The sequence below is a fragment of the Exiguobacterium sp. s95 genome (genome assembly GCF_018618655.1).
GTDB lineage: Bacteria > Bacillota > Bacilli > Exiguobacteriales > Exiguobacteriaceae > Exiguobacterium_A > Exiguobacterium_A oxidotolerans.
Window position 1 is genome coordinate 783,993 of sequence record NZ_JACSMM010000001.1, and the last position, 24,709, is coordinate 808,701.

The window sequence follows — 24,709 nt, forward strand, 5'->3', positions numbered from 1 at the left end:
TCAGCCCCTCTTTCTTTCTTTGAAACGGATGGCAGCAACGGTGATGTTGTCTGCTCCACCCCGCTCATTCGCCTCAAAAACTAATCGTTCAACGATTTGCTCGAGTGGCGCATCTTCTTGTAGCAGCTGTTGTATTACTTCATAAGGGACTTCATCCGTTAATCCGTCACTACAGACGAGGACAATTTCATAATCTGGTGCATCCCGGACTTGGACGTCGACGTCGACGAGTTCGTTCGAGCCAATCGAGCGCGTGATGACGTTTCGACGTGGATGATTTTCGACTTCTTCTTCCGACAGTTCACCTAATTGCTTAAGCATATTGACATAAGAATGATCATCTGTCAGTTGCTTCAGTTGACCTTCTTCAATCGCATAGACTCGACTATCCCCGACATGACCGATAACGAGGAGTTCGTCCGACCAACAGACACACGCCATCGTCGTTCCGACGACGGCCAAGTTTTCTGTCTTGGAGTACTGTAAGATTTTAGAATTGGCTTCCTGCACTTGCTGTTCAATCCAAGAAGATAATTCAGCTGGTCGGCTTGGCATGTCCGCATAGGCATCAGCAAATACTTGATGCACAATCGCGCTTGCCTTCTCACCTGCCGCGTGACCACCCATTCCGTCAGCGACGACGGCAAGCCCTTGTTTTTCATCACCAACGAGTAACACCGTATCCTCGTTTTGCAATCGCACTTTTCCCGTCGTCGTCAGATAAGCTAACTCCATGACCGTCCTCCTCTTCTATCTCACCTACTGTTGATGCATTTAAGAAAATTCAGCGTGCGTGTCATCCTTGCTTTTTAAAGGCTGCGATGTAAAATCCGTCGGTCCCAAGCGTCGTCGGAAGCAACTTGAGCTCTGCCCGTTCTGAAATCAACGCCTGCACGTTTTCTGGCATTCGCCCTTTGAACGACTCATCAAAAACAAACCCTTGGCTTAAGATAAATTCCGTTTGTTGTTCATTTTCGACTGGATCAATCGTACACGTCGAATAGACGAATGTCCCTCCGCGCTTGACGAGTGGAAGAACTGCCTCGATGATTTGTCGCTGAATGACAGGTAACTGTGTTAAATTTTCTGGTTGCTTTGTCCATTTAATGTCGGGTTTCCGGCGGATGACACCGAGTCCAGAGCACGGTGCATCAACGAGAATCCGGTCAAACGATTCTGCATCGAACCGGTCGCCGACTTTTCGTGCGTCGAGGGCTTCTGCTTCTACCGTATCGAGTTCAAGCCGTTCTGCCTGTTTTTTTAGTAATTTAATTTTATGTGTGTGTAAATCAAGTGCCGTCAACGAACCTGTCGTCAAGCCTTCCGCAATATGCATCGCTTTCCCACCCGGTGCTGCACAACTGTCGAGCACATGGTCAGACGGTTCTGCTCCGACGGCCCGCGCAACGAGCATCGAACTCTCATCTTGAAGCGAGAGATACCCACGGTCGAGCAAATCCGTTTGTTGGACACTGCCACTGATGATTTCAAGTCCGTCCGGGGCGACGGCGGCTGCTTTAGCAAAGACACCTTGGGCTTCGAGTAATTCGACGGCTTCTTCGACGGTCGCTTTATTCCGATTGACGCGGACCGTGACGGGTGCCGCTTCGTTGTTGATTTGACAAATCTTCAACGTCTCGTCTTCCCCGAACAATTCAATCCAGCGCTCGACAAGCCACTCCGGGTGACTCGTCTCAATGCTGATTCGTTTGCTCGTTGAAGGAATCGTCGAGAAGTCTGGTTTCCCTTGACGTAAAACGTTACGTAAGACACCGTTGACAACTTTTGCGATATGCGGTTTTCCACGCGTTTTCGCGATTTCGACCGCTTCGTTGATGACGGCGTGATCCGGAATCCGGTCTAGATAAAATAACTGATAGACACTCATCCGGAGCAACGGTCGCATGAAGGGATCGAGTTTTTTTTGTGACGCGAGCAACGGATCGAGAATATAGTCGAGTGTCAACTCACGGCTGAGTGTCCCATAGACGAGTTCCGTATATAACCCGACATCCGCTTTCGAGATTGCTCGTTTTTCAAGCATCTGGTGGACGGAGATTGTCGAAAATGCACCACCTTGTCCAATTTTCAATAACGTCGTGACTGCAGCATCGCGTACATTCATGCGTCTTCGCCTACTTTCTGTCCGATTTCGAGCGTCTGACCAATCCCACGCATGAAGGTCGCACCATCCATCCGTTTCTTTCCGGCAGGTTGGAGATCGACGAGTTTCAAGGCGATATCCGAGCCCGTCGCAATGACCGGACCATCGCTGTCGAGCGCAATGATTTCTCCTGGTGTTCCGGTCCCTTCACACTTCTCAGCGAAGTAGACTTTAAGTCGATCTTTGCCAAGTAGCGTATAGGCACTCGGGAATGGGTTCATCCCCCGGATGTGGTTGTAAAGTTCTTCCCCCTGGCGAGAGAAGTCAAGCCGTTCCCGTTCCCGACTGATATTCGGAGAAAATGTCACGTCTTCTTCTCGTTGCGCTTCTGGTGTTAGTCTGCCAGCAAATAACTGCGGGAGTGTTTCAATCAATAAACGTGCTCCAGCGTCACTCAATTTTTCGAACATCGTACCGACCGTATCCCGTTCTTCGATCGGGACGATGATTTTTGATAACATGTCTCCCGCGTCCAAGCGATCGACCATATACATGATTGTCACGCCCGTCTCCTTCTCACCATCGATGATGGCTTGATGAATCGGCGCCCCACCACGGTACTTTGGTAACAAGGACGCGTGGACATTGATTGCGCCATATTTCGGAGCCTCAAGTACGGCAGACGGAACGATTTGTCCGTAAGCTGCCGTGATGATGATGTCCGGGTTCAGGTCGAGCAAGTCTTGGTAATCCTCGCGAATCTTCATCGGTTGCAAGACAGGAATCGCGTGAGCAAGTGCGACTTCTTTGACCGGTGTCGGTTTAATTTCGCGTTTTCGTCCGACCGGTTTATCCGGTTGCGAGACGACACCGACGACATTGTACCCAGCATCAATCACTTCACGGAGCGTACTCGCTGCAAATTCAGGCGTCCCCATGAAAACGACACGTGGTGCCGCATCCTGCTCAACGAGTTTATCCGTGAACAACACGCCGTCGAGATGATCCATCTCATGCTGGATTGCACGCGCGAAAAAGCCACTCGCTTTGATTTTGACGCTGCGTCCAAGGCGGTCTTGTGTTTTGACGACGATGTGGTCGAATCGTTCGACAGGACCGAAGACACCAGGCATACTCAAACACCCTTCGTCATCGATTTGCGATCCACTTGATTCGAGGATTTCCGGGTTGATCAACTCAATCGGACCTGTCTCGTCATCGGTATGGACAACGGCGACACGGATCGGCTGATTAACTTGTGGTGCTGCGAGTCCGACGCCGTCATACTCGTACATCGTGTCGAACATTCGATCGATCATCTTGCCTAACTTTTTATCAAACTTCGTGACGCGTTGACACGTCTGACGCAATACGTCATTTGGAACTTCTACTACTTTATACATACTGCCACCTCACATAAATACGAATGGATTTAAATCCACTGTTACTTGGATCTTTTGTTTGATGCGTAATGCGAGCATCGCGCGGAGTGCCTCCCGCACCTCTTCTTGACCTTTGTGTTTTATAATGACTTGCTGCCGATACATGTTTTTCAGTCGGGCGAGCGGTGCATCGAGCGGACCATTGACGACGAGGTCGTCTGACTCAAGATGTCGTAGTTGTGCCGCAATTGCTTCCGCTTCCGCCTGCGCTTCAAGCGGATGCGCCGCTGAAATCGTTATGAGTCCTAAAAACCAAAATGGGGGATGCCCACCTAGTTTACGTAATTGCATCTCACGTTTATAAAACGTTTCATAATCATGTTGCTTTGCGGTTTGGATGACGTAATGCTCGGGATTGTACGTTTGGATGATGGATTGCCCAGCCAGTTCACCGCGACCGGCGCGTCCGGAGACTTGCGTAATCAACTGGAACGTCCGTTCACTCGCCCGAAAATCAGGAATTCCAAGTGTCGCATCTGCTGCGATGACACCGACGAGTGTGACATTCGGAAAATCTAGCCCTTTCGCAATCATCTGCGTCCCGAGTAAAATGTTTCCCTCGCGTCGTTCAAACGCATTGAGTAACTTTTCGTGTGCGCCTTTACGCGACGTCGTATCTTGATCCATTCGAATGATTTTCGCTTCCGGAATCAAATGTGCCAGTTCTTCTTCAATCTTTTGCGTCCCCGTCCCGAACTGTCGAATTTTTTTCGACGAACAGGATGGACATTCTTTTGGCATCGCTGCCTCGAAACCACAGTAATGGCATTTGAGACGATCGGCTTGTTGATGATACGTCAAGTTGACAGCACAGTGCGGACACTGCAACGTCTCTCCACAATCACGACACAGGACAAACGTCGTATAACCACGTCGATTGAGTAGCAGGACTGTCTGTTCGCCCCGCTCAATCCGTTGTTTGATTCCTTCGATCAGCGGCAAGCTAAACGGTGTCCGGTTCCCGCGCTCGAGTTCTTTACGCATGTCGATGATATCGACCGGAGGCAACTCGCCACCGAATCGTTCCTTGAGCGGTAAATACTGATAGACCCCTTTTTGCGACCGGGCGTATGTCTCAAGAATCGGTGTCGCACTTCCGAGGACGACCGGACAATGATGGAACGCAGCCCGCCACGTGGCGACATCTCGCGTATGGTACCTTGGATTTTCTTCTTGCTTATACGTTGTTTCATGTTCTTCATCTAAGATGATGATGCCGACATTCGTCAGTGGTGCAAACACGGCAGAGCGTGCCCCGACGACGACATCGACTTCCCCTTGCGCAATCTTGCGCCATTCATCGTACTTCTCACCGAGCGACAACCCGCTATGCAAGACGGCGACCCGTTCCCCGAACCGACGCTTGAATCGTTTGACCATCATCGGTGTCAGACTAATTTCGGGCACAAGCAAAATCGCCTGTCGTCCCCGTTCAAGCATCGCGTGAATCGACTCGAGGTAAACTTCCGTTTTTCCACTGCCGGTCACACCATGCAGTAAAAAGGTCGCCGTTTCGTCCGGCGCCGTAATCGCGTCGACCGCCGCCTGTTGATCGTCTGTCAGCATCGCAGGCGTAAAGATATCCTGCGTCAAATGTTCGTAGGGATTGCGATGGATGTCCACCGTTTCGACACTGAGGACACCTTTACGTTCTAGCGTATGGACGATGCTTAATGTCAAATCGAGCTCATGCATGACGTGACTCCACATCGTCTCCTTTTGTTCGATTAAATAGTCCCGCAATAACACTTGTTTTGTCGCTTGGCTCGACAACGGAATCGACGGATCGAGCAGGCGAATCCGTTTGTCCGTTTTCGTCGTCTTTTTTTCTTTGACGACGGGGTGAAGCTCAATCTCACCTTGACGTGCGGCGAGTAAGATTTCTTGTTGGACTTCACTCGGGAACTGACTGATTTTTTTGCGGTTCCAGTTCGAAAATCGAGCAGTTTCCGTCAAAATCAGTTTATCATAACTGACCTTTAACGCCGCGGGTAACATCGCGAGTAACGCCGTCGCTTGATAACAAAGTGTCGTCTCCGACAGATACGAGGAAAGTTCTAACAGTTCCTCCGTATAGGTCGGAACTTCATCAAGAACACGGACAATCGGTTTAATCCGTGTCAAATCGCTTTCTTCCTTTGTCGCGACGACGATGCCTAATAACGCACGTGGCCCAAAGGGTACTTCGACTCGCATGCCGGGAACGACAAGATTCTGCCACAATTCCGGTATTTCATAATCGAACGGTCGGTCGACGGTCGCTGCTGCTACGTCGACGATGACTTCAGCAATCATCGTAAGACCTCAGCGAATTGTTCCAGTAAAACTTTCGCTAAATCCGTTTTCAGTTGTTGACCGTAGTGTCTAGCGGGACCATTTTTCCCGAAAACTGTCACTTGGTTTTCGTCACTTGAAAATCCGATGTCCGGACGGGAGACATCATTTGCGACAATAAAATCAGCATGCTTTCGCTCTAGTTTTTTCAGAGCGTGAACTTCGACTTGTTCCGTCTCAGCCGCGAACCCGACAAGCACTTGATGCGTCTTCTGCTCACCCAACGTCCGTAAAATGTCCGTCGTCTCTTCGAGTTCAATCCGTAACGGCCCATCGATTTTTTTCTGTTTTTTCGTATATTGAACCGTTGGACGATAATCGGCCACTGCTGCCGCCATGATGACTAAATCTTGTGCCGCATAACGCGTAAGCATCTCATGGAGCATCTCGTCTCCTGATTCAATCGCCACTGTCGTCATCCCGCTCGGCAGTTCGCATTTAATCGGTCCATGGACGAGTGTCACCGTAGCGCCAAAATCACGTGCTGCTTCTGCTAGCGCAACACCCATTTTTCCGGACGAATCATTTGTTAGATAACGGACCGGATCAATCCGTTCGATTGTCGGACCGGCACTGACTAATACATGACGCCCGGCAAGTGGTTTCGTCTCGAAGAGCCCTTTGATGGTCTCGACTAAATCCTCAGGCTCCGGAAGACGTCCTTTCCCGACCCATCCACAAGCAAGATTACCGACTCCTGGTGCAATCACCTGGACGCCGTCTGCCATCAATTGATCGAGATTTCGGACTGTCGCCGGATGTTCGAGCATATTGACGTTCATCGCCGGTGCGACGACGACAGGACACTTCGCAGCGAGAATCGTCGTCGTGATGAAATCGTCGGCGATGCCTGTCGCGAGTTTGGCAATCAAATTCGCTGTAGCTGGAGCAACGACAATCAAATCCGCCTCATCCGCTAAATCGATATGCGCGATTTTCGAAGCATCATGTTCGATGAAGACATCATCATAGACCGGCTTCCGTGTCAATGCCTCAAACGTCGTCTTCCCGACGAATTGTTGCGCATTTTTCGTCATTGCGACTTGGACGTTCGCCCCCGCCTGGACAAGTTTCGAGGCGAGTGCTGCCGCTTTATAGGAGGCAATTCCACCTCCGACGCAGAGTAAGATATTACGATTCGTTAGCATATTGAACTCCTCCTTATTGAAAAAAACAGCCACAATGAGGAGTGGCTGCTTCAAAATTAGTCTTGCGGTTGGTTCGTGACCAATACCTCTCCGAAGTAGAGCTCTTCAAGGGCTTTTCCGACTGGCTTATGTGATTTCGGATTCGCGACTTTCACACGTTTTCCGTCTTGAATTTGACGCGCTCGTTTAGCAGCGACCGTCACGATTGTGTATTTAGAAGGGACTTTCTTTTGTAGCTTATCTACTGATGGATATAACATGTTATTTAACCTCCATGGCTTTTTTATAAAGGGACGCAACGCGTTCCCGACTACAATGTTCCGCAGTGACGATTGCTTGAATCCGATCACACGCTTTGTGAATTTCATCATTCGTCACGACATAATCATAAGCATCCATCATTTCAATCTCTTCTTTTGCAACGAGGAGACGTTGTTTGATGACTTCTTCTGATTCAGTCCCTCGCCCGATGAGACGATTGCGTAATTCTTGAAGACTCGGAGGCGCCAAGAACAAGAAGACCGCTTCTGGGAAGTGCTCCTTCACTTGCATCGCACCTTGTACTTCGATTTCTAAGATGACATCTTTGCCTTCATCTAAGATTTTGTTCACCCAGTCAACTGGTGTACCGTAATAATTCCCAACAAATTCTGCATGCTCAAGTAATTGATTGTTTTCAATCATATGCTCGAACTCATCACGTGTTTTGAAGAAATAATGAACACCATCAATTTCTCCTTCACGCGGTTTCCGTGTCGTACATGACACCGAATAATGCAAATTATTGTCCTCGTCTTCACGTAAGGCACGACAAACCGTCCCTTTACCAACACCACTTGGACCAGATAATACGAGTAATAAGCCACGCTCTTTGAAAATCACTTCAGAACCCCTCCATCTAACAAACTTCACATTGTTTCATATTAGCAGTATAGACAGGAAGTTCGCAAGTAATCTTTTTCTAGCTCGACTGCTTTATCATACCATAACGAAGCCGTTTCTGTTACCTTTAGAAAGTGGAAACGAAATCAGGAAAGAAGGTAATATCATGGCTTTTGATGGATTGATGACGACACGTGTCGTCAACGAACTACAGATGCTCGTCGGTGGGCGGATCAACAAGATTCATCAACCGTACGCACTCGATTTAATTTTTAGCATCCGGGCCGATCGTAAGAACGTCACCCTACTCGCATCTGCGAACGCAATGTATGCACGTTTGCATATGACGAGCGAATCGACGAGCAATCCTAGCGAACCCCCGATGTTTTGCATGATGCTCCGGAAGCATCTAGAAGGTGGCTTCATCGAATCAATTGAACAATTAGGACGGGACCGTGTCATTTTGATGCGTATTCGTTCCCGCAATGAACTCGGTGACGAAGAAGCTAAAAAATTGTACATCGAATTGATGGGACGTCACTCGAACATTCTATTGACGGATGGTCAGGACAAAATCCTTGATGCGATTAAGCATCTTCCACTCAGTCAAAATACGTTCCGGACGATCATGCCGGGACTACAATATCAACTCCCCCCGCAACAGGATAAAGTCGATCCATTGACCGGGGATATTGAAACAGCCTTACATCGTATCGATTGGAACGCCGGTAAGATTGACCGTCAATTACTCGGGCTGTTCAGTGGACTATCCCCACAAATCGCTGAAGAAGTCGTCTTGCGTGCAGGACTTGCCAATCGAACTTCGCTCGCGGAAGCACTCCGGTCCGTCTTGAACGAACTGGAAGGACCGTACTATTTCCAACGGCTCGCGAGTGGGAAAGAACGGTTTTCGCCCGTTGCCTTACAGCATGGCGAGATTGTCGATGAAAAAACGTTCACGACGAGTGGTGACGTCCTCGATGCCTTTTTCCATCAAAAATCGAACCGCGACCGTGTCAAACAACAGGCCGCGGATTTAGAACGCTTCATTAAGAGTGAATACGAGAAGAACCTCTTAAAACGGACGAAACTCGAACGTGACCTTGCGGCGACTGAGAAGATGGATGAACTGAAGCATAAAGGTGAGCTCTTGACGACCTACTTGTATCAATTACAACGCGGGATGAAAGAAGCGACCGTCGTCGATTATTATGATGAGGACGGGAAAGAAATCACAATTGCACTCGATCCCCGTTTCTCACCGAACGAAAATGCACAGCGTTACTATAAACGCTACAACAAACTAAAGACAGCCAAAGTTGAAGTCGCAAAACAATTGACGAAGAACCAACTCGAAATCGATTACTTCGAGTCGTTACTCGCCCAACTCGAGGTTGCATCACCCGATGATATCCGGGAAATGCGCGAAGAACTCGTCGAAGAAGGCTACTTACGCGAGCGCAGTAAAAAGAAAAAGAAACCGCTCGTCCCAAAACTTGAAGCTTATCAATCTTCGACGGGCATCGACTTCTTCGTCGGTAAGAATAACAAACAAAATGACTATGCGACGTTCAAATTCGGACGACGCTCCGAAACCTGGTTGCATACGAAAGACATACCCGGCTCGCACGTCATCATTCGGAGTGATGAACCGGATGAAACGACATTAAAAGAAGCTGCAATCGTCGCTGCTTATTATTCAAAAGCACGTGAATCGAGTCAAGTCCCTGTCGATTTCACGGAACTCCGTCATGTCAAGAAGCCAAGTGGTGCCAAACCCGGTTTCGTCATCTATACGGATCAAACGACGTTGTACGTCACTCCGGATGCGAGTCTCGTACAAACGCTTCGCCTAAAATGATATTTACACGCTAAAAAAGATGGAACATCACTTTGAAGTGACGTTCCATCTTTTTTGGCGTGTTCGTCTTCTTTTACGAAAATATTATGAGACGCCCGCTCGGAGAGAACATCTACTTGATTTTTTCGAGCTGTTCACGGTAATCAAGGAGATGCCCATTGATGATATCCTTCGCTTCATTCACTTCTTCATCAAACGAGAACATTGATTGTTTCCGTTCATGCGAAAAAATCACATCATAATGATGACTCAACAAAAAGTCGATCTCTTGACCGAGCATTTTTTCTTGTTCATCCGTCATCGGGATATCTCGGTGACTGGCGATACTCTCAAGCAGTAACAGTAATTTATCTTCTAAATCGACGAGCTGCTTCAGTTCAATAAACGGTTCACTTTGTCCACTCGTCACGAGCGGATATTTTTGATCTTCTTGAAGCATCAACATCATCTCTTCATGTTTCAGTACTTGCTTACGGACTGCCAGCAGTTTTGCGTCGTCCTTAACGAGACTCCGCCAGTCCTCCATTAATTGTTGCGTCGTTTTTTTAACGAGCAACATCAAACGGTTTTCATAGTGCGGTGGGAAGACGATATAGTTGACGGCGACCGCCGATAAAACACCAACGACCGTCAACAGAGACCGCGTCAAGGCATAATGGACATAATCGGCAGTCGGACTTTCAAACATCAAAACGATGGCAAAGGCAGCAAACGTCGACATGTCCGTCCGACCAATCATCGAGTTGAAGACGAGCGACACGATAACGGCTAACCCAATCGTCAAGGGGTTTGCCCCTAACGTCGCAACGACTACGAGACCACAGACAAGGCCTAAAATCGTTCCGAACACTCGATTAAAGAACATTTTAAAGGAGCGGTGAATCGTCGGTTGCATCGCAACGATTGCTGCGACGGCTCCCATTCCAGAATAGATGTCAAAGACGTACCAAGAGAAGCTGAGCGCAATCGCGACGGCGATCCCTGTCTTAATGGTACGGAGACCGATTCGAAATTGGATGTTCACTCGAGCGTCACCTGCCCGACTTCACTTTCAACCGTCACTTCCGGCTTTTCTTGTTTCGACAGCTCATAAATAACTGCACTGTCGTCTTTTAATTTCGTGTAACGTTTTGCAGCTTTCAAATCTCCATCCGTTTCAACCGTAATTGTCCCAGCGGTTTTTGCAGGATTTAATCGAATCGCTCCATCAATCGTCTTGACGCTTAAATCAAGTTTCACACCATATTCGTCGAGTTTGACACTCTTTCCTGTGACATCAGCATGAACAGCATTCAAATCCTCGATGTCAACAGATCCGCTCCCAATCAATGTCACGTCATCTGCGTTAATTTTGTTCAGACGAATCGTCTCCGCGTCAAGCTGAATCACCTTGGCAAAAACGCCCATCCCTGTTAACGAGGCCGCATCGACATCAATCCGATTCATATAGCTGGGTAAACCAACTTCAATCTCATAATCCCCCGTTTTCAAGCTCGGGCGATTTCCGAATCGGGCCAGCCAGCCGTCACGTCCTGTCACGGTAATCGTATTTCCTGACGTCCCGACTTTTAAGCGTTTTTTACTTGAAGCACTATCGACCAGTTTCAATTGAACATTCCCATCCGTGCTTCTAACGAAGTTGATGCTCGCGTTCGGTGCTTCGATTTGTAATGTTTTATAGCGGTTCGTCGTCTTGAATGTCTCACCACGAGATAAAGAATCTGTCGTAAGTAAGAGTGTCACCGCGTATAGAAGAATAAGGGCTGATCCGACCGAAGCATATAGTATCCACGGACGGCGAACAGGCTTGCGCTGACCAATTCTTTCAAAAGAATCATTTTGTTTTCGTCGTTTTGCTTTTAAACGTGTAAACGTCGACTGTTTTCGTTTTCGTTCTGATCTACTCGTTGTATCGTCCATCCGTTTACCTCCATCCAGTTCACTTCCATTATTCCGAATTTATGATTGTCCTGTCAACATGCCCTCTTTATCATACGAGAAACATGCCCAACCCGCCATCGGGCGGAAGAATGAACGCCGGCTAAAAAGCAGGTCACAAAAAGAGACGAGGCTGACTCAAAGGTGGGAACGATTATCGATTAAACTGAATTAGGACTTTTTCATGCGTGTCCCAGGCACACACTAACCATCATGAAAAAGAAGAATTTACAGAGAAATGGCCGATGATTCCGTGAAAAGCGGGATCATCAGCCATTCCAGCGTGTAGACGAACTCTTATGAAACGTGAACATGCGCTATCGAGAAGCAATCCGTTCGCGCTCCCCTGTCTCGCCTCGTCTTCAAAGCGGCAACCAGTCGCGCCGCTACAGCAAAGCTGCAGGATCGCGACCGATTGCTTTTCGCTTTAAAAGCGATTCGAGACAGATTACGCGCTAAACCATCTGCATGCGCCGTTTTCCGTCACGGTATTACCTAAAAAGTGTAATATTTCGTTGACTCCTACGGGAAAAGGAAACGTGATTCGCGTTTCCGTCAGGAATAGGTAAGACCCGGCATGACCGCATGAAATGTGGGCTGCCGCGGCTTACCTTCCGCCGATGGAAAGCGAGGATGGCGGAAACGTCCGTCACTGGGATGGATGTTCGTCCGACTTATGAGTCAGCCCCGTCTCTTTAAAACGAGTAGTCCATCTTACAGTTCAAGCGACTCATCGATTGCTAAGGCATGGCCGATCTGCTCTTGTGCTTCGAGTTGCTCGCAAAATGCCGTTGCATCTTGTTTGATTAAGTCGAATGTATCGTAATGAATCGGTACAACCGCGTTCGCCTGCAACATATCGGCAGCGATTAAGGCGTCTTCCGGTCCCATCGTGAAATTGTCGCCGATTGGTAAAAATGCAAGATCAATGTCATGATGTGCCCCATACAATGCTAAATCGCCGAACAACGCCGTATCTCCTGCATGGTACAGTACCTTATCTTCAATCGTCAGTAAGAAGCCAGCCGGCATTCCCATGTACATGATGGTCTGCTTCTCTTCATCAATGATGCTTGAAGAATGGAAGGCTTGCGTCATTTTTACTTTTCCGAATGGAAATTCAAATTGACCGCCGATATTCATCGGATGAACATTCAACCCTTTAAAACTTAAATACGTCGCTAGTTCATGTGTTGCGACAATCGTCGCGCCCGTCGACTTCGCAATCGTTTCCGCATCCGCCATATGATCGGCATGGGCGTGGGTCAATAGAATAAAATCTACTTTGACGTCTTCCGGTTTTGTCATCGCTTTGTCATTCCCACTAAAAAACGGGTCAATCACGATGTGTTGCCCATTCGTTTCAATCGTTACCGTTGACTGTCCGTGATATGTCACTTTCATTTAAAAGACCTCCCCTAACAAATAATCGGAACGAGTTATTTTTTCCCCTCTCCCCAAGCACATAAACCTTTCATCGCCGGTTGAAGCGTAAACGCAGCATCTGTCAGTCGGTATTCGACATGCAGGACCGCTTCATCAAATTCAATCCGTTCGACCATGCCAAGTCGTTCAAGTTCCTTTAATTGATCTGTCAACACCTTCCTTGAGATGCCCGGAATCGACCGATGCAATTCTAGAAAACGTTTAGGACCGTTCTCTAATGTGCAATATAACTGTGGGCGCCATTTTCCACCAATGATTTCGAGCGCTCGATTAACTGGAAATTGTTCTGTCGTCATTACTTTTCGTCTCTCCTTCAAGTAGTTACTTCAAAGTGCATACTATGCAATCGAGTGTATCGTAAGTTACCGTTAGCGTAAATCAAAAAGCAAAGGAGACAACAAACATGACTTACCCACGTAATTTTTCACACATCGGACTTTCGGTCCCAGATTTAGAAGCTGCTATTACATTTTATTCGGAGGTTATGGGATGGTATGTCATCATGGAACCATCTGATGTCATTGAAGACGATTCCCCAATCGGCGTCATGTGTACGGACGTATTTGGAGCAGGATGGGAAAAATTCCGCATCGCGCATATGGCGACAGGCGACCGGATCGGGATCGAACTCTTTGAATTCCCGAACAATGAACAACCGGAAAATAACTTCGAATTCTGGAAAACAGGTATTTTCCATTACGCGATTCAAGACCCGGATATTGAAGGCATGGTCGAAAAAATTGTGGCTCACGGCGGCAAACAACGGATGCCGATTCGTGAATACTACCCGGGTGAAAAACCGTACCGCATGGTATATTGTGAAGATCCGTTCGGTAACCTCGTCGAACTCTATTCACACTCATATGAATTGACGTACTCCGAAGGCGCCTATTAATCATGAAGGCGTGGCTCAATCAAGAGGGAACATCTATTGAAAATTGGCAGTACCGTGACGTCGAGATGCCGCAACTTAAAGCACATGAAGCGTTGATTCGTGTTAAAGCCGTCGCCCTGAATCCTGTCGATTACAAAGCGACGAACAATCCCGCTTGGACGTTCCCGCATATTCCCGGTGTCGATTTAGCCGGTGTCGTTGAGCAAGTCGGTTCAGAAACAGTTGGTCTTTCGATTGGAGATCGTGTGGCGATTCATACGAACCTTCAAAAAAATGGAGCGTTCGCGGAATACGCTGCAGTCGATGCACGGGCACTTGCCCTCATTCCGGAAGACGTCAGCTTTACCGATGCCGCAGCGATTCTCTGCGCCGGGATGACGGCTTATGAAGCGATCCATCAAAAGATGAACACGACGGATAAAGAGACGATTCTCATCCACGCCGGTGCCGGTGGTGTTGGCGGGTTCGGCATCCAGCTCGCGAAACGTCTTGGCTTACGTGTCGCGACAACCGCGTCGACTGAAAATCATGACTGGGTCAGACAACTAGGGGCGGACTTAGCGATTGATTATAAACTGGAGAACATCACCGATGTGATTCGCGACTGGACGGATGGACGTGGTGTCGATTTAATCTTGAATACGGTCGGCCGAGCTGAAGCGACGGACGATTTAGGACGGCTCGCCTTTTCCGGTCAACTCGCTTATATCGCCGGCGGTCCGGATTTGTCGATCGTCAAACCGTTTACGTTGTCACCGTCAATCCATGAAGTCGCGCTTGCCGCTGCTTACGCGAGTCAAAATGACCGCGCCATCCGTAACCTTGGTCAAATGGCATCGGCGTTGCTTCTGCTCGTTCAACAGAATGAACTCGATCCACTCGTCACCGATATCATCCCAGCCGATCAACTGGTCGAAGGGCTAAAGCGGTTGGCAGAACGACACGTCCGCGGTAAAATCATCGCGACGTTTTAAGTAGGCAACATCCAAAATTGAAACGCCGATGCTTCCATTTTCAGACGGCAGCATCGGCGTTTTTATATTTATCATGATTTGATGCATAGCTGTCACACCGCAACAACAGTTTTCATCCCGTGTTGAAAAAATCATTCGCTTCGCCCGCACCAAACAGGAAAAAAGCTTATGTTCCGTTGTCAAAGACAAACAGACCGACTCTTGACTACCGGTATTTATCGGTTTTTGTGATTTGTAACGAGCGACCGACGAGTTGAAAGCCGATTGCTTGATAGATTTTATTGGACGTCGGGTTCGACCAGTCCGTATAGAGTGTGATCATCGGGTACGCTTGCTCCAGCAAATAGGTACAGACACGGGCCACGAGATCAGAAGCAAGACCTCGCCCTCTAAGTTCCGGCGGCGTATAGACGTAAGAGACGGTCACGCCTGACGTCGTCGGTCGACTAGCTGACGTCATGGATATGAGACGGTCCCCGTCGAACAGACCAAATAACGTCTGCTTTGAACTATGACGACGAATCGTCTGTTCATTTTGAAGACGATTCCGCTCCGTCACGGCTAATGCACCGGTCTCGCAAATGAAGTCCCATCCGAACGAGACGGCTTGGTCGACAGCCTGTTCGTCAACGATACGAAAAGCGTATTCAAGTTGCGGTGGTCCCGTCACGTGATGTAAGGCATACATTCCTTGATCCATCTTCACACGGTATTTCGTATGCGGAGCAAGAAGCGGCTTGACGAGCGCATGTTCTCCGACATATCCCTTACAGTCAAAAATCCGGGCAAGTTTTCGCATGCTTGGATCCGAAAATGCTTCACCTGCCAAAATCGCCTGTTCTTCAATCGTTTGTAGGATGATGATTTTTCGGTCGTCTTCTTCAGCGATCGCCATCAAAAGTGGCGTATCCCCCCGTGCCAAGATACCGAGCGGCAATTGGTGGACCTCACTGCGCTGTTCAAGGAAAGGAACAGCCACGCGTTTAAAACTCTCATAATCCCGATAATGCGTTACCATCTGAAGCGACCTCCTTTGTTCTACAACTAGTGTAACAAAAAAAGTTTCCACCCCATACGACAAGTCAAAAAACATTCATCTAAAATCGTCAAGGCTCCTTACCCGTCCGGATAAGGAGCCTCTATTTACACTCTGGTATTTGATTCACTCAATCAAATCGTCGCTGTGAAACGGTCACTCCAAGCAACTGGATCAATTGACCACGCGAGCAGTTGTGTCTGTTCGTCTCTCGAGATCGCACTTGTCGCAACTGCCGTTTCGAGTAACTCCGAAAAATTCAGTAGCGATGTCGCCTTCAGATTCGCTGCCGTTAAATTAGCTTGCAAACGACTCATGCCATAGGAGAAGATGGCTTGAATCTGCACGACTTCCGCCCCTGCCTGTTGCAAAGCTTCAGCCGCTTCAATCGATGATTTACCTGTCGATAACAAATCTTCGATGACAACGACGCGTTGGCCCGGTTTAATGCGCCCTTCGATTTGATTCCCTTTTCCATGTTGTTTGGCACTACCGCGGACATAGACCATCGGTAAGTTGAGTCGGTCCGCGACGAGCGCGGCGTGTGGAATACCCGCTGTCGCCGTCCCTGCGATGACGTCGACTTGTAACGATTTGACTTGCTGCGCCAATAAATCGGCAATCATCGAACGGACATCCGGACTCGACAATGTCAGACGATTATCACAGTAGATCGGTGAACGGAGTCCGCTCGCCCATGTGTACGGTTGACTCGGTGAAAGTGTGACGGCTTCGATTTCGAGTAATGCAGTCGCTAATTGATTCATTGTCGGATCCCCTTCCATTGTGCCAGTAAGTCTTCGTACATCGCTGCCGGGTCATCCGCCTGCGTGATGGCGCGTCCGATTACAAGATCCGTCGCTCCCGCATCGCGGGCAAATTCAACCGTTGCGATTCGTTTTTGATCATGCGCCGCTGTCCCTGCCGGTCGAATCCCCGGTGTGACGAGTTGAAATCCATCGCGGCAACCCGGCTTGATTTTTTCAACATCGAGTGCTGAACAGACAACTCCGTCTAAACCAGCTTGTTCGGCTAGTTGTGCATACGCGACGACGACGGTATCCAATTCCTCATGAATCAGTAATTGTTCGACCATCGCCTGATCCGTCGACGTCAATTGTGTCACGGCAATCAACCGGGTGCCCGCAGCTGTTTCGTCTAACCCTTCCCGTGCCGCACGCATCATTTCGAGTCCTCCCGCAGCATGAACGTTCGTCAACTCAACGCCGAGCTGACCGATGACGCGAAGGGTTCGTCGCGCCGTTTCCGGGATATCATGGACCTTCAAGTCTAAAAAGACGGCATGCCCCCGTTCGACCAATTGTCGGACGAACGCCGGCCCTTCGGCGTAATAGAGCTCCATGCCGACTTTGACGGCAGGTCGGACTGGACCGAATTTTTCTAAAAATCGAGTGACGTGTAATCCTGACGGAAAATCAAGCGCGATGTAAAGCTGATCCATAAGCGTTCCCCCTAATGTCTAAAATATGTTCGATCCCGAGTTCGTCCATCCGTTTCGGGAGTGCCGCAATCAACTCTTGGCAAATGAACGGATTGACGAAGTTCGCCGTCCCGACCGCTACAGCCGATGCACCGGCATAAATCATTTCCAGCACATCATCGACCTCCATGACGCCGCCCATCCCGATGATCGGAATCTCGACGACTTGTGCGACATCATGAATCATCCGGATTGCAACGGGTTTGATGGCGGGGCCAGATAGACCGCCAATCCGATTTGCAAGAATCGGTTGACCGGTCCGGACATCAATTCGCATCCCGACTAGCGTGTTGATCATCGTCAACCCGTCCGCTCCTGCCTGTTCGACGGCCTGTGCCATCTCGACGATTGACGTAACGTTCGGTGACAGTTTGACGTAGACGGGTTTATCCGACACTGCTTTGACGCGTCGCGTCAATTCCGCTGCCATCCGTGGGTCCGTTCCGAACTGCAGTCCGCCGGATTTGACGTTCGGACAAGAAATATTTAGCTCGATTGCTTTGACGACCGGATTTTGACTGATTAACCGGGTGACCGTTTCGTATTCTTCCGGTGTTGATCCGGCGACATTTGCAATGATTTCCGTGTCGAACTGGCTTAAGAACGGTAACTTCGTTTCGATGATGCCTTCGACGCCCGGGTTTTGCAATCCGATTGCGTTCAGCATTCCCATTCCGCTCTCCGCGACGCGCGGGGTTGGGTTTCCGTACCGCTCCTCGCCTGTCGCCGCCTTAATCATGATTCCACCAAGAACAGATAAATCGTAGAACTTGGCAAACTCTTCCCCGAAGCCGAAGCACCCGGATGCTGGCATAATTGGATTCTTCAAATTCAATCCCGGTAACGTGACCGCTAATCGATTCATAAAATCACCGCTTCCGCCCGAAAGACAGGACCATCGGAACATGTCTTCACGTAGTTTCCGTCCGGTGTCTTACAGACACAGGCGAAACAAGCACCAATCCCGCAACCCATCCGGTTTTCAATCGACAGGAAACGATCTTGAATCGGGACCGTCTGCAAGGAGCGTAACATCGGTTCCGGCCCACACGCGAGTAACGTATCGAACCGCTCTGGTGTCAGTGCCGCCGTCACAAATCCTTGAACACCCGCCGTCCCGTCGACCGTCGTAATCGTCGTCGGCCCGAGCTTTTTAAACGCCTCTTCGTAAAACACACTGTCTGCCGTATCAAACCCTAGAATCGCTTCACACGCCACCCCACGTTCGACGAGTTTACGCATCGTATAATACAGCGGCGGAACACCGATTCCCCCACCAACGAGGACAACGCGACTCGTTCGCTCAATCAAGTTCACCGGAAAACCGTTCCCGAGTGGTCCGAGGGCATCGACGAGATCTCCAGGCCGTAAGGAAGCGAGTTCTTTTGTTCCTTGACCAATCTCTTTGAATAAAAAAGTGATTAGATCGCCCTCGACATTCGCGATTGAAATCGGACGCCGTAATAACGGGCCGACGCGCAGGTGCATGAATCGACCCGGTTCAATCTTTTTTACCTCCGGCATCCGACAAATCAACTCTGTCGCATTAACTGCGACCTTCTTCGTTGAGACGACCGTTAGTAGTTCAATCATCGCGTCACCGCCTTTTTCATATGCGTGAATGCTTGAATCGAACTTGCTTCGAACGAGAGACTTTCAATGACTCGGAGTAACGCTTCTGCCGTATCGAGCGATGTCAGACAGACGACATTGTTTTCTGCGGCTGCCCGGCGAATGATGAAACCATCTTTCGTCACTTGGGAGTCCCGACTCATCGTATTGATGACATACTCGACTTCCGCTTTTTCGATTAAATCGAGCATTGACCCTTGATTGGAACCAATTTTTCCGACGACCTGGACGGCTAACTCATGTTCTGTCAAGAAACTGGCTGTTCCGGCTGTTGCGAGCAATGTGAATCCGAGTGCTGTAAACCGCTTGGCGAGACCCAGCATTTCTTGTTTATCTTGATCAGCGACCGTCATCAAGATACGACCATGTTCAGGAATCGCCATTCCGGAAGCAAGCAATCCTTTATACAGTGCTTTCTCGAGCGTCCGGTCCGTTCCGATGACTTCACCGGTCGACTTCATTTCCGGTCCGAGTGACGGATCCACTTCCTTCAGTTTCGCGAATGAGAAGACCGGTACTTTGACGGACACGAGCTTCTCTTCCGGCAGGAGACCGCTTGTCAGTCCGTAAGACGCGAGTGTCTCACCTAAGATGACGTTCGTCGCGAGACGTGCGACCGGTAATCCCGTTACTTTTGAGATGAACGGTACAGTCCGACTCGCCCGCGGGTTGACTTCAAGCACATAGAGTTCCCCGTCAGCGAAGACGAACTGGATGTTGAGCAATCCTTTGATGCGGAATGCTTTTGCGATACGCGTCGTGTAATCAACGATTTGATCTTTGATTGCTTGCGCGACACGTTGCGGGGGATACACCCCGATCGAGTCCCCGGAGTGTACTCCCGCACGTTCGATGTGCTCCATGATACCCGGGATGACGACATCTTCACCGTCGCAAATCGCATCCACTTCAAGCTCCATTCCCGTCAAGTAACGGTCGACGAGGACCGGTCGTTCCGGCGAGGCGATGACGGCATGTTTCATATAATGTTCGAGCTCTTGTTGCCCGTAGACGATTTCCATTGCACGTCCACCGAGGACATAAGACGGACGGACGAGGACAGGATAGCCGAGACCCGCTGCCGCTGCCGTCGCTTCTTCGACCGTGACCGCTGTTTTTCCGGGCGGTTGTGGAATCTCAAGTTTTGTCAAAGCGGCTTCGAATTGTTTCCGGTCTTCTGCCATATCAAGATCTTCTAACGCCGTTCCGAGAATCTTGACCCCTTCGTCAGCGAGCGACTCAGCTAAGTTGATGGCGGTTTGCCCGCCGAACTGGACGATGACGCCGATCGGTTGTTCATTTCGGATGACTTCGAGAACATCTTCCGTCGTCAGTGGTTCAAAGTAGAGCCGGTCCGAAATCGAGAAGTCCGTCGAGACCGTTTCCGGGTTATTGTTGACGATGATCGCTTCATAACCCGCTTCGCGAATCGCTTGAATCGAGTGGACCGTCGCATAATCGAATTCGACCCCTTGTCCAATCCGGATCGGCCCGGAACCGAGTACGAGAATCGACGGGCGTGTCGTCGGTGCCGCTTCATTTTCGACTTCATACGTCCCGTAGTAATACGGTGTATCGGAAGCGAACTCTGCTGCACACGTATCGACCATCTTGTAGACGGGATGAATCTGTTCTTGATTTCGCGTGTGGCGAATCACGGTCTCACTTTTCTTCGTGATCCGGCCAATCATCGCATCGCTGAATCCGTAACGTTTTGCGTGTAATAAACGCTCGCGTGTCAGCTCTTCGCGTGCCAACTCCTGTTCAATCCGGAAGATATGGTGTAACTTTTCTAAAAATAGCCGATCAATGCTGGTCCATTCGTGAATTTGTTCGACCGAATAACCCCGCTCGATCCCCGCGTAAAGGGCGAATAGCCGTTCATCCGTTGCTTTGACGATGTACTGGTTGAGTGTCACTTCATCCATGTCGAGAAAACGGTCCATCCGGAGATCCGACATCCCGATTTCGAGCGAGCGGACTGCCTTCAGCAAGGCTTCTTCCATCGTCCGTCCCATCGCCATGACTTCACCTGTCGCCTTCATTTGCGTCCCGAGCGTCCGGTCTGCCGATTCGAACTTATCAAACGGCCAGCGCGGAATCTTCGCGACGACATAGTCGAGTGCCGGTTCAAACGAGGCAAAACTCGTTTCCGTGATCGGGTTCTTCAGTTCCGATAAGGCATAACCGACAGCAATTTTTGCCGCAAGTTTTGCAATCGGGTAGCCTGTCGCCTTCGACGCCAAGGCCGACGAGCGTGAAACGCGCGGGTTCACTTCGATGACATAGTAGTCGAAACTATGCGGATCAAGTGCAAACTGGATGTTACATCCACCTTCGATGCCAAGGGCACGGATGATGTCGAGTGAAACATTTCGCATCATTTGATAATCGCGGTCGGACAGTGTCTGGGTCGGTGCAAAGACAATCGAGTCGCCCGTATGGACGCCGACCGGGTCAAAGTTTTCCATCGCACAGACGATGATCGCTTGGTTCGTCGCGTCACGCATGACTTCGAACTCAACTTCTTTCATCCCGGCAATCGATTTCTCGAGCAAAACTTGGTTCGCCGGACTCGCTTTGATACCGCCCTCGACGATTCGGACGAACTCGTCCATCGTTTCGGCAATCCCGCCGCCTGTACCACCGAGCGTGTAAGCCGGTCGAATGATGATCGGCAGACCTATTTTCGCGCAAAATTGTTCCGCTTCTTCTACTGTATGAACGATTTCACTCTCCGGGACACCGTGTCCCAGTCTGAACATCAATTTTCTGAACAAATCACGATCTTCTGCCTCTTCAATCGCGGACAGTTTCGTTCCGAGCAGTTCGACACCATATTCAGCCAAAACGCCGAGTCGGTCGAGTTCGACCGCTAGATTCAATCCAGTCTGCCCACCGAGTGTCGCAAGCAAGGCATCCGGACGTTCCTTGCGGATGATCCGGGACACGAACTCCGCTTGGAGCGGTTCGATGTAAACCCGGTCAGCGACAGTCGGGTCTGTCATGATCGTTGCGGGGTTCGAGTTCACGAGGATGACTTCGTAGCCTTCTTCCTTGAGTGCTTGGCACGCTTGGGTTCCGGCATAATCAAACTCTGCTGCTTGTCCGATGACGATTGGACCTGATCCGATAACGAGAATCTTCTGGATATCTTGACGTTTAGGCATGAGTGACCTCCTGTTGGTTCGTGATTTCTGTTAAAAACTGATCGAATAAATCATTGGCATCCATTGGACCGGGTGATGCTTCCGGATGATATTGAACAGAGAAGACAGGTTCCGTCCGGTGTCTGACACCTTCGACCGTCCCATCATTGATCGCGACGTGTGTGACGATTAACTCGAATCCCTTCAGTGACTGTTCGTCGACGGCGTAGCCATGATTTTGTGAGGTGATGCTGACGTGACCGGTTTGAAGATCTTGAACCGGGTGATTGGCACCGCGATGACCGAACGGTAACTTGAACGTATCGGCGCCGTGCGCAAGCGCAATCAATTGATGACCGAGACAAATGCCGAAGATGACGATTTTCCCTGTCAGCTCTTGAATCAATGGAATCGCTGTTGGAACGTCTTTCGGATTCCCGGGACCGTTCGATAACATCATGCCGTCCGGTTTATAACGCAAGACTTCCTTCGCCGTAACATTGTACGGTACGACGACTACTTCGCAACCGCGGCGGACGAGTTCACGGACGATGCCGAGCTTTGCACCAAAGTCGACGAGGACAATCCGCGGACCGGCACCCGGGATGATGTACGCCCGTTCCGTCGAAGCACGTTGCACCTGATCCGTCGCGAGCGGCATGTTGTGCAAACGGTCTAATTGGTCGGCGAGATTAAATTCACCATCGACGAGCAATCCCCGCATGACGCCTTTTGATCGTAAGTGGCGCGTCAGTTGACGTGTATCGATGCCGGTTAAGCCCGGAATATCGAATTCTTCTAAGGCCTCTGCTAACGACGATTGGGAGCGGAAGTTCGACGGAGTATGGCAGACTTCACGGACGATGAGTGCTTTCGCAAGTGGTCGCGTCGTTTCGTAATCTTCCCGGTTGATGCCATAGTTCCCGATCAAGGGATTCGTCAAGACGATCATCTGGTCACAATAGGATGGATCAGATAATATTTCCTGGTATCCCGTCATCCCTGTCTGGAAGACGACCTCCCCCATCGTGACGCGTGTTGCGCCAAATGCTGTCCCTTCGAACGTCATACCATCTTCTAAAATGAGTGTCCGTTTAGACATGTGCCGTTTCCCCCTTGAATACGATTTTTCCACCGACGAGTGTCATGACCGGGTATCCTGTCAGTAACTGCCCCGCGAACGGTGTATTTTTTCCTTTTGAATAAAAGCGTTCTGGTTCAACCGGTCGGACGGTCTCTAAATCAAGCAACACGAGATCTGCCGGTGCCCCGACTTCCAAGCGACCATACGGTAAGTCGAACAAGGCGGCCGGCTTGCGTGCCAAGGCATCGACTAAGTCGCTTAGCGTCATCTGGTTCGTTTGAACAAGTTTCGTATAAAGTAGTGGAAAGGCTGTCTCGAAGCCCGTAATTCCAAATGGTGCCCGCTCGATGCCGAGCGCTTTTTCATCGGCTGCGTGCGGCGCATGATCCGTTGCGATACAATCAATCGTGCCATCGCGTAACCCTTCGAGCAGTGCCGCCCGGTCTGCCTTACTCCGAAGGGGCGGATTCATTTTAAAGTTCGGATCCTGCCCCTCGATGTCATCTTCCGTCAGGACGAGATGGTGCGGTGTCACTTCTGCCGTGACACGGATTCCTGCCCGTTTGGCGTCACGAATGACCCGGACTGATTCTTTTGTCGAGACATGACAGACATGATAATGGCAGCCGGTCGCTTCTGCGATTAAGACGTCGCGCGCGATGTGGATACTTTCCGCGAGTGATGGAATCCCCTGCAGTCCTTCCCGTTCACTATACGCACCTTCATGGACACAGCCAGCTTTCAACGTATCGTCCTCACAATGGGCGACGACCGCCTTCCCGAGTTTCGCGGCGCGTCGCATCGCTTCCCGCATGACGGCGGCACTTTGAACGCCGACGCCGTCATCTGTAAACGCAAAGACATCCGTTAATTCTTCAAACGCGACGAGTTCCTGTCCTAGCTGATTTTTTGAAATCGCCGCATAAGGCAAAACCCGGACAGACGCCGTTTCTTCGATTTTCTTGAACAAGGCGTCTAACGTCTCGCGGTCATCCGGAACAGGACGCGTATTCGGCATCGGACAGATTGTCGTGAATCCGCCGGCTGCGGCTGCGGCCGTACCTGTTGCAATCGTTTCTTTATGTTCGCCACCCGGTTCGCGGAGATGGACATGAATATCGACGAAGCCTGGTGCTAACAAGCGGTTACTTGCATCGATGACTTGCTCGTCCGCCCGCGGCGCAGCATCGAGATCCGTAATCAAGCCATCCTCGATGCGAATGCTTGATTGTTGCAATTGTCCGTTTTGATACCATGTTGCGTGATCGATACGTAGTGTCATA

Annotated in this window: 22 protein-coding genes; 3 read left to right on the forward strand and 19 right to left on the reverse strand. The window is 49.8% G+C overall.

The window, feature by feature from the left end; genetic code table 11:
• The 7 genes from KNP99_RS04300 to gmk all read right to left on the reverse strand — a co-directional run bounded on the left by KNP99_RS04300 (position 1) and on the right by gmk (position 7,907).
• Positions 1–735 carry a Stp1/IreP family PP2C-type Ser/Thr phosphatase gene (locus KNP99_RS04300; protein ID WP_088837400.1) on the reverse strand — a complete coding sequence of 245 codons (735 nt, stop codon included), beginning with the start codon at positions 733–735 and terminating at the stop codon, positions 1–3.
• 61 nt (positions 736–796) lie between these two features.
• Positions 797–2,125: a 16S rRNA (cytosine(967)-C(5))-methyltransferase RsmB gene (gene rsmB, locus KNP99_RS04305; RefSeq protein WP_214801871.1), complete on the reverse strand. Its 1,329-nt coding sequence runs from the start codon at positions 2,123–2,125 to the stop codon at positions 797–799.
• Positions 2,122–3,507, reverse strand: a complete 1,386-nt coding sequence (gene fmt, locus KNP99_RS04310) for a methionyl-tRNA formyltransferase (RefSeq protein WP_214801874.1) — start codon at positions 3,505–3,507, stop codon at positions 2,122–2,124. The genes rsmB and fmt overlap by 4 nt, the downstream gene beginning before the upstream one ends.
• A 9-nt stretch (positions 3,508–3,516) precedes the next feature.
• Positions 3,517–5,841: a primosomal protein N' gene (gene priA / locus KNP99_RS04315; protein WP_214845134.1), complete on the reverse strand. Its 2,325-nt coding sequence runs from the start codon at positions 5,839–5,841 to the stop codon at positions 3,517–3,519.
• On the reverse strand, positions 5,838–7,028 hold the full coding sequence (gene coaBC, locus KNP99_RS04320; protein WP_214845135.1) for a bifunctional phosphopantothenoylcysteine decarboxylase/phosphopantothenate--cysteine ligase CoaBC: 1,191 nt from the start codon (positions 7,026–7,028) through the stop codon (positions 5,838–5,840). The genes priA and coaBC overlap by 4 nt, the downstream gene beginning before the upstream one ends.
• Before the next feature lie 56 nt (positions 7,029–7,084).
• Entirely contained in the window at positions 7,085–7,288 is a 204-nt protein-coding gene (rpoZ, locus tag KNP99_RS04325) for a DNA-directed RNA polymerase subunit omega (RefSeq protein ID WP_029330878.1), read from the reverse strand.
• Between the two features lies 1 nt (position 7,289).
• Positions 7,290–7,907 (reverse strand): guanylate kinase, encoded by a 618-nt coding sequence (gene gmk / locus KNP99_RS04330; RefSeq protein ID WP_200872407.1) that lies wholly within the window; start codon positions 7,905–7,907, stop codon positions 7,290–7,292.
• Between the two features lie 169 nt (positions 7,908–8,076).
• Between gmk and KNP99_RS04335 the strand changes: the two genes are divergently transcribed.
• Entirely contained in the window at positions 8,077–9,771 is a 1,695-nt protein-coding gene (locus KNP99_RS04335; protein WP_214765182.1) for an Rqc2 family fibronectin-binding protein, read from the forward strand.
• Positions 9,772–9,883: 112 nt separating this feature from the next.
• On the opposite strand, the gene KNP99_RS04340 is transcribed toward KNP99_RS04335, so the two are convergent.
• The 4 genes from KNP99_RS04340 to KNP99_RS04355 form a co-directional block, all read right to left on the reverse strand.
• Entirely contained in the window at positions 9,884–10,795 is a 912-nt protein-coding gene (locus KNP99_RS04340; protein WP_214765184.1) for an FUSC family protein, read from the reverse strand.
• The gene (locus KNP99_RS04345; protein ID WP_214768617.1) at positions 10,792–11,691 is read right to left on the reverse strand and encodes a DUF4097 family beta strand repeat-containing protein; all 900 of its coding nucleotides are present in this window, start codon (positions 11,689–11,691) and stop codon (positions 10,792–10,794) included. The genes KNP99_RS04340 and KNP99_RS04345 overlap by 4 nt, the downstream gene beginning before the upstream one ends.
• A gap of 732 nt (positions 11,692–12,423) precedes the next feature.
• Positions 12,424–13,113 carry a metal-dependent hydrolase gene (locus KNP99_RS04350; protein ID WP_214768621.1) on the reverse strand — a complete coding sequence of 230 codons (690 nt, stop codon included), beginning with the start codon at positions 13,111–13,113 and terminating at the stop codon, positions 12,424–12,426.
• 35 nt (positions 13,114–13,148) lie between these two features.
• Positions 13,149–13,451: a winged helix-turn-helix transcriptional regulator gene (locus KNP99_RS04355; RefSeq protein WP_088837409.1), complete on the reverse strand. Its 303-nt coding sequence runs from the start codon at positions 13,449–13,451 to the stop codon at positions 13,149–13,151.
• Positions 13,452–13,558: 107 nt separating this feature from the next.
• On the opposite strand from KNP99_RS04355, the gene KNP99_RS04360 reads away from it, so the two are divergent.
• Both KNP99_RS04360 and KNP99_RS04365 read left to right on the forward strand, forming a co-directional pair.
• Positions 13,559–14,050 carry a lactoylglutathione lyase family protein gene (locus KNP99_RS04360; protein WP_214768623.1) on the forward strand — a complete coding sequence of 164 codons (492 nt, stop codon included), beginning with the start codon at positions 13,559–13,561 and terminating at the stop codon, positions 14,048–14,050.
• A 2-nt stretch (positions 14,051–14,052) separates the two neighbouring features.
• Positions 14,053–15,024, forward strand: coding sequence for a zinc-binding dehydrogenase (locus KNP99_RS04365; protein ID WP_214768625.1), 972 nt, complete (start codon positions 14,053–14,055; stop codon positions 15,022–15,024).
• A 205-nt stretch (positions 15,025–15,229) separates the two neighbouring features.
• Here KNP99_RS04365 and KNP99_RS04370 read toward each other — a convergent pair whose 3' ends face one another.
• From KNP99_RS04370 to KNP99_RS04405, 8 genes are all read right to left on the reverse strand, one after another.
• The gene (locus tag KNP99_RS04370; protein ID WP_088837412.1) at positions 15,230–16,042 is read right to left on the reverse strand and encodes a GNAT family N-acetyltransferase; all 813 of its coding nucleotides are present in this window, start codon (positions 16,040–16,042) and stop codon (positions 15,230–15,232) included.
• Between the two features lie 152 nt (positions 16,043–16,194).
• On the reverse strand, positions 16,195–16,827 hold the full coding sequence (gene pyrE / locus KNP99_RS04375; protein WP_088837413.1) for an orotate phosphoribosyltransferase: 633 nt from the start codon (positions 16,825–16,827) through the stop codon (positions 16,195–16,197).
• Positions 16,824–17,522, reverse strand: a complete 699-nt coding sequence (gene pyrF, locus KNP99_RS04380) for an orotidine-5'-phosphate decarboxylase (protein WP_214768627.1) — start codon at positions 17,520–17,522, stop codon at positions 16,824–16,826. The genes pyrE and pyrF overlap by 4 nt, the downstream gene beginning before the upstream one ends.
• The gene (locus KNP99_RS04385) at positions 17,497–18,426 is read right to left on the reverse strand and encodes a dihydroorotate dehydrogenase (protein WP_088837415.1); all 930 of its coding nucleotides are present in this window, start codon (positions 18,424–18,426) and stop codon (positions 17,497–17,499) included. Before KNP99_RS04385 ends, pyrF begins: the two co-directional genes overlap by 26 nt.
• Positions 18,423–19,154, reverse strand: a complete 732-nt coding sequence (locus tag KNP99_RS04390; protein WP_214768629.1) for a dihydroorotate dehydrogenase electron transfer subunit — start codon at positions 19,152–19,154, stop codon at positions 18,423–18,425. Before KNP99_RS04390 ends, KNP99_RS04385 begins: the two co-directional genes overlap by 4 nt.
• Positions 19,151–22,363 carry a carbamoyl-phosphate synthase large subunit gene (gene carB / locus KNP99_RS04395; protein ID WP_214845137.1) on the reverse strand — a complete coding sequence of 1,071 codons (3,213 nt, stop codon included), beginning with the start codon at positions 22,361–22,363 and terminating at the stop codon, positions 19,151–19,153. Before carB ends, KNP99_RS04390 begins: the two co-directional genes overlap by 4 nt.
• Entirely contained in the window at positions 22,356–23,444 is a 1,089-nt protein-coding gene (locus KNP99_RS04400; RefSeq protein ID WP_214845138.1) for a carbamoyl phosphate synthase small subunit, read from the reverse strand. Before KNP99_RS04400 ends, carB begins: the two co-directional genes overlap by 8 nt.
• On the reverse strand, positions 23,437–24,708 hold the full coding sequence (locus tag KNP99_RS04405; protein ID WP_214765209.1) for a dihydroorotase: 1,272 nt from the start codon (positions 24,706–24,708) through the stop codon (positions 23,437–23,439). Before KNP99_RS04405 ends, KNP99_RS04400 begins: the two co-directional genes overlap by 8 nt.
• Between the last annotated feature and the right edge of the window lies 1 nt (position 24,709).

Excerpts from the sequence above, each read along its gene's own strand:
- rpoZ (WP_029330878.1), bottom strand. The coding sequence starts at position 7,288 with ATGTTATATCCATCAGTAGATAAGCTACAAAAGAAAGTCCCTTCTAAA.
- KNP99_RS04360 (WP_214768623.1), top strand. The coding sequence starts at position 13,559 with ATGACTTACCCACGTAATTTTTCACACATCGGACTTTCGGTCCCAGAT.
- fmt (WP_214801874.1), bottom strand. The coding sequence starts at position 3,507 with ATGTATAAAGTAGTAGAAGTTCCAAATGACGTATTGCGTCAGACGTGT.
- KNP99_RS04365 (WP_214768625.1), top strand. The coding sequence starts at position 14,053 with ATGAAGGCGTGGCTCAATCAAGAGGGAACATCTATTGAAAATTGGCAG.
- KNP99_RS04405 (WP_214765209.1), bottom strand. The coding sequence starts at position 24,708 with ATGACACTACGTATCGATCACGCAACATGGTATCAAAACGGACAATTG.
- carB (WP_214845137.1), bottom strand. The coding sequence starts at position 22,363 with ATGCCTAAACGTCAAGATATCCAGAAGATTCTCGTTATCGGATCAGGT.
- KNP99_RS04385 (WP_088837415.1), bottom strand. The coding sequence starts at position 18,426 with ATGAATCGATTAGCGGTCACGTTACCGGGATTGAATTTGAAGAATCCA.
- KNP99_RS04400 (WP_214845138.1), bottom strand. The coding sequence starts at position 23,444 with ATGTCTAAACGGACACTCATTTTAGAAGATGGTATGACGTTCGAAGGG.
- KNP99_RS04345 (WP_214768617.1), bottom strand. The coding sequence starts at position 11,691 with ATGGACGATACAACGAGTAGATCAGAACGAAAACGAAAACAGTCGACG.
- coaBC (WP_214845135.1), bottom strand. The coding sequence starts at position 7,028 with ATGCTAACGAATCGTAATATCTTACTCTGCGTCGGAGGTGGAATTGCC.
- pyrF (WP_214768627.1), bottom strand. The coding sequence starts at position 17,522 with ATGGATCAGCTTTACATCGCGCTTGATTTTCCGTCAGGATTACACGTC.
- KNP99_RS04370 (WP_088837412.1), bottom strand. The coding sequence starts at position 16,042 with ATGGTAACGCATTATCGGGATTATGAGAGTTTTAAACGCGTGGCTGTT.
- rsmB (WP_214801871.1), bottom strand. The coding sequence starts at position 2,125 with ATGAATGTACGCGATGCTGCAGTCACGACGTTATTGAAAATTGGACAA.
- KNP99_RS04355 (WP_088837409.1), bottom strand. The coding sequence starts at position 13,451 with ATGACGACAGAACAATTTCCAGTTAATCGAGCGCTCGAAATCATTGGT.
- KNP99_RS04350 (WP_214768621.1), bottom strand. The coding sequence starts at position 13,113 with ATGAAAGTGACATATCACGGACAGTCAACGGTAACGATTGAAACGAAT.
- pyrE (WP_088837413.1), bottom strand. The coding sequence starts at position 16,827 with ATGAATCAATTAGCGACTGCATTACTCGAAATCGAAGCCGTCACACTT.
- KNP99_RS04390 (WP_214768629.1), bottom strand. The coding sequence starts at position 19,154 with ATGATTGAACTACTAACGGTCGTCTCAACGAAGAAGGTCGCAGTTAAT.
- KNP99_RS04335 (WP_214765182.1), top strand. The coding sequence starts at position 8,077 with ATGGCTTTTGATGGATTGATGACGACACGTGTCGTCAACGAACTACAG.
- priA (WP_214845134.1), bottom strand. The coding sequence starts at position 5,841 with ATGATTGCTGAAGTCATCGTCGACGTAGCAGCAGCGACCGTCGACCGA.
- KNP99_RS04300 (WP_088837400.1), bottom strand. The coding sequence starts at position 735 with ATGGAGTTAGCTTATCTGACGACGACGGGAAAAGTGCGATTGCAAAAC.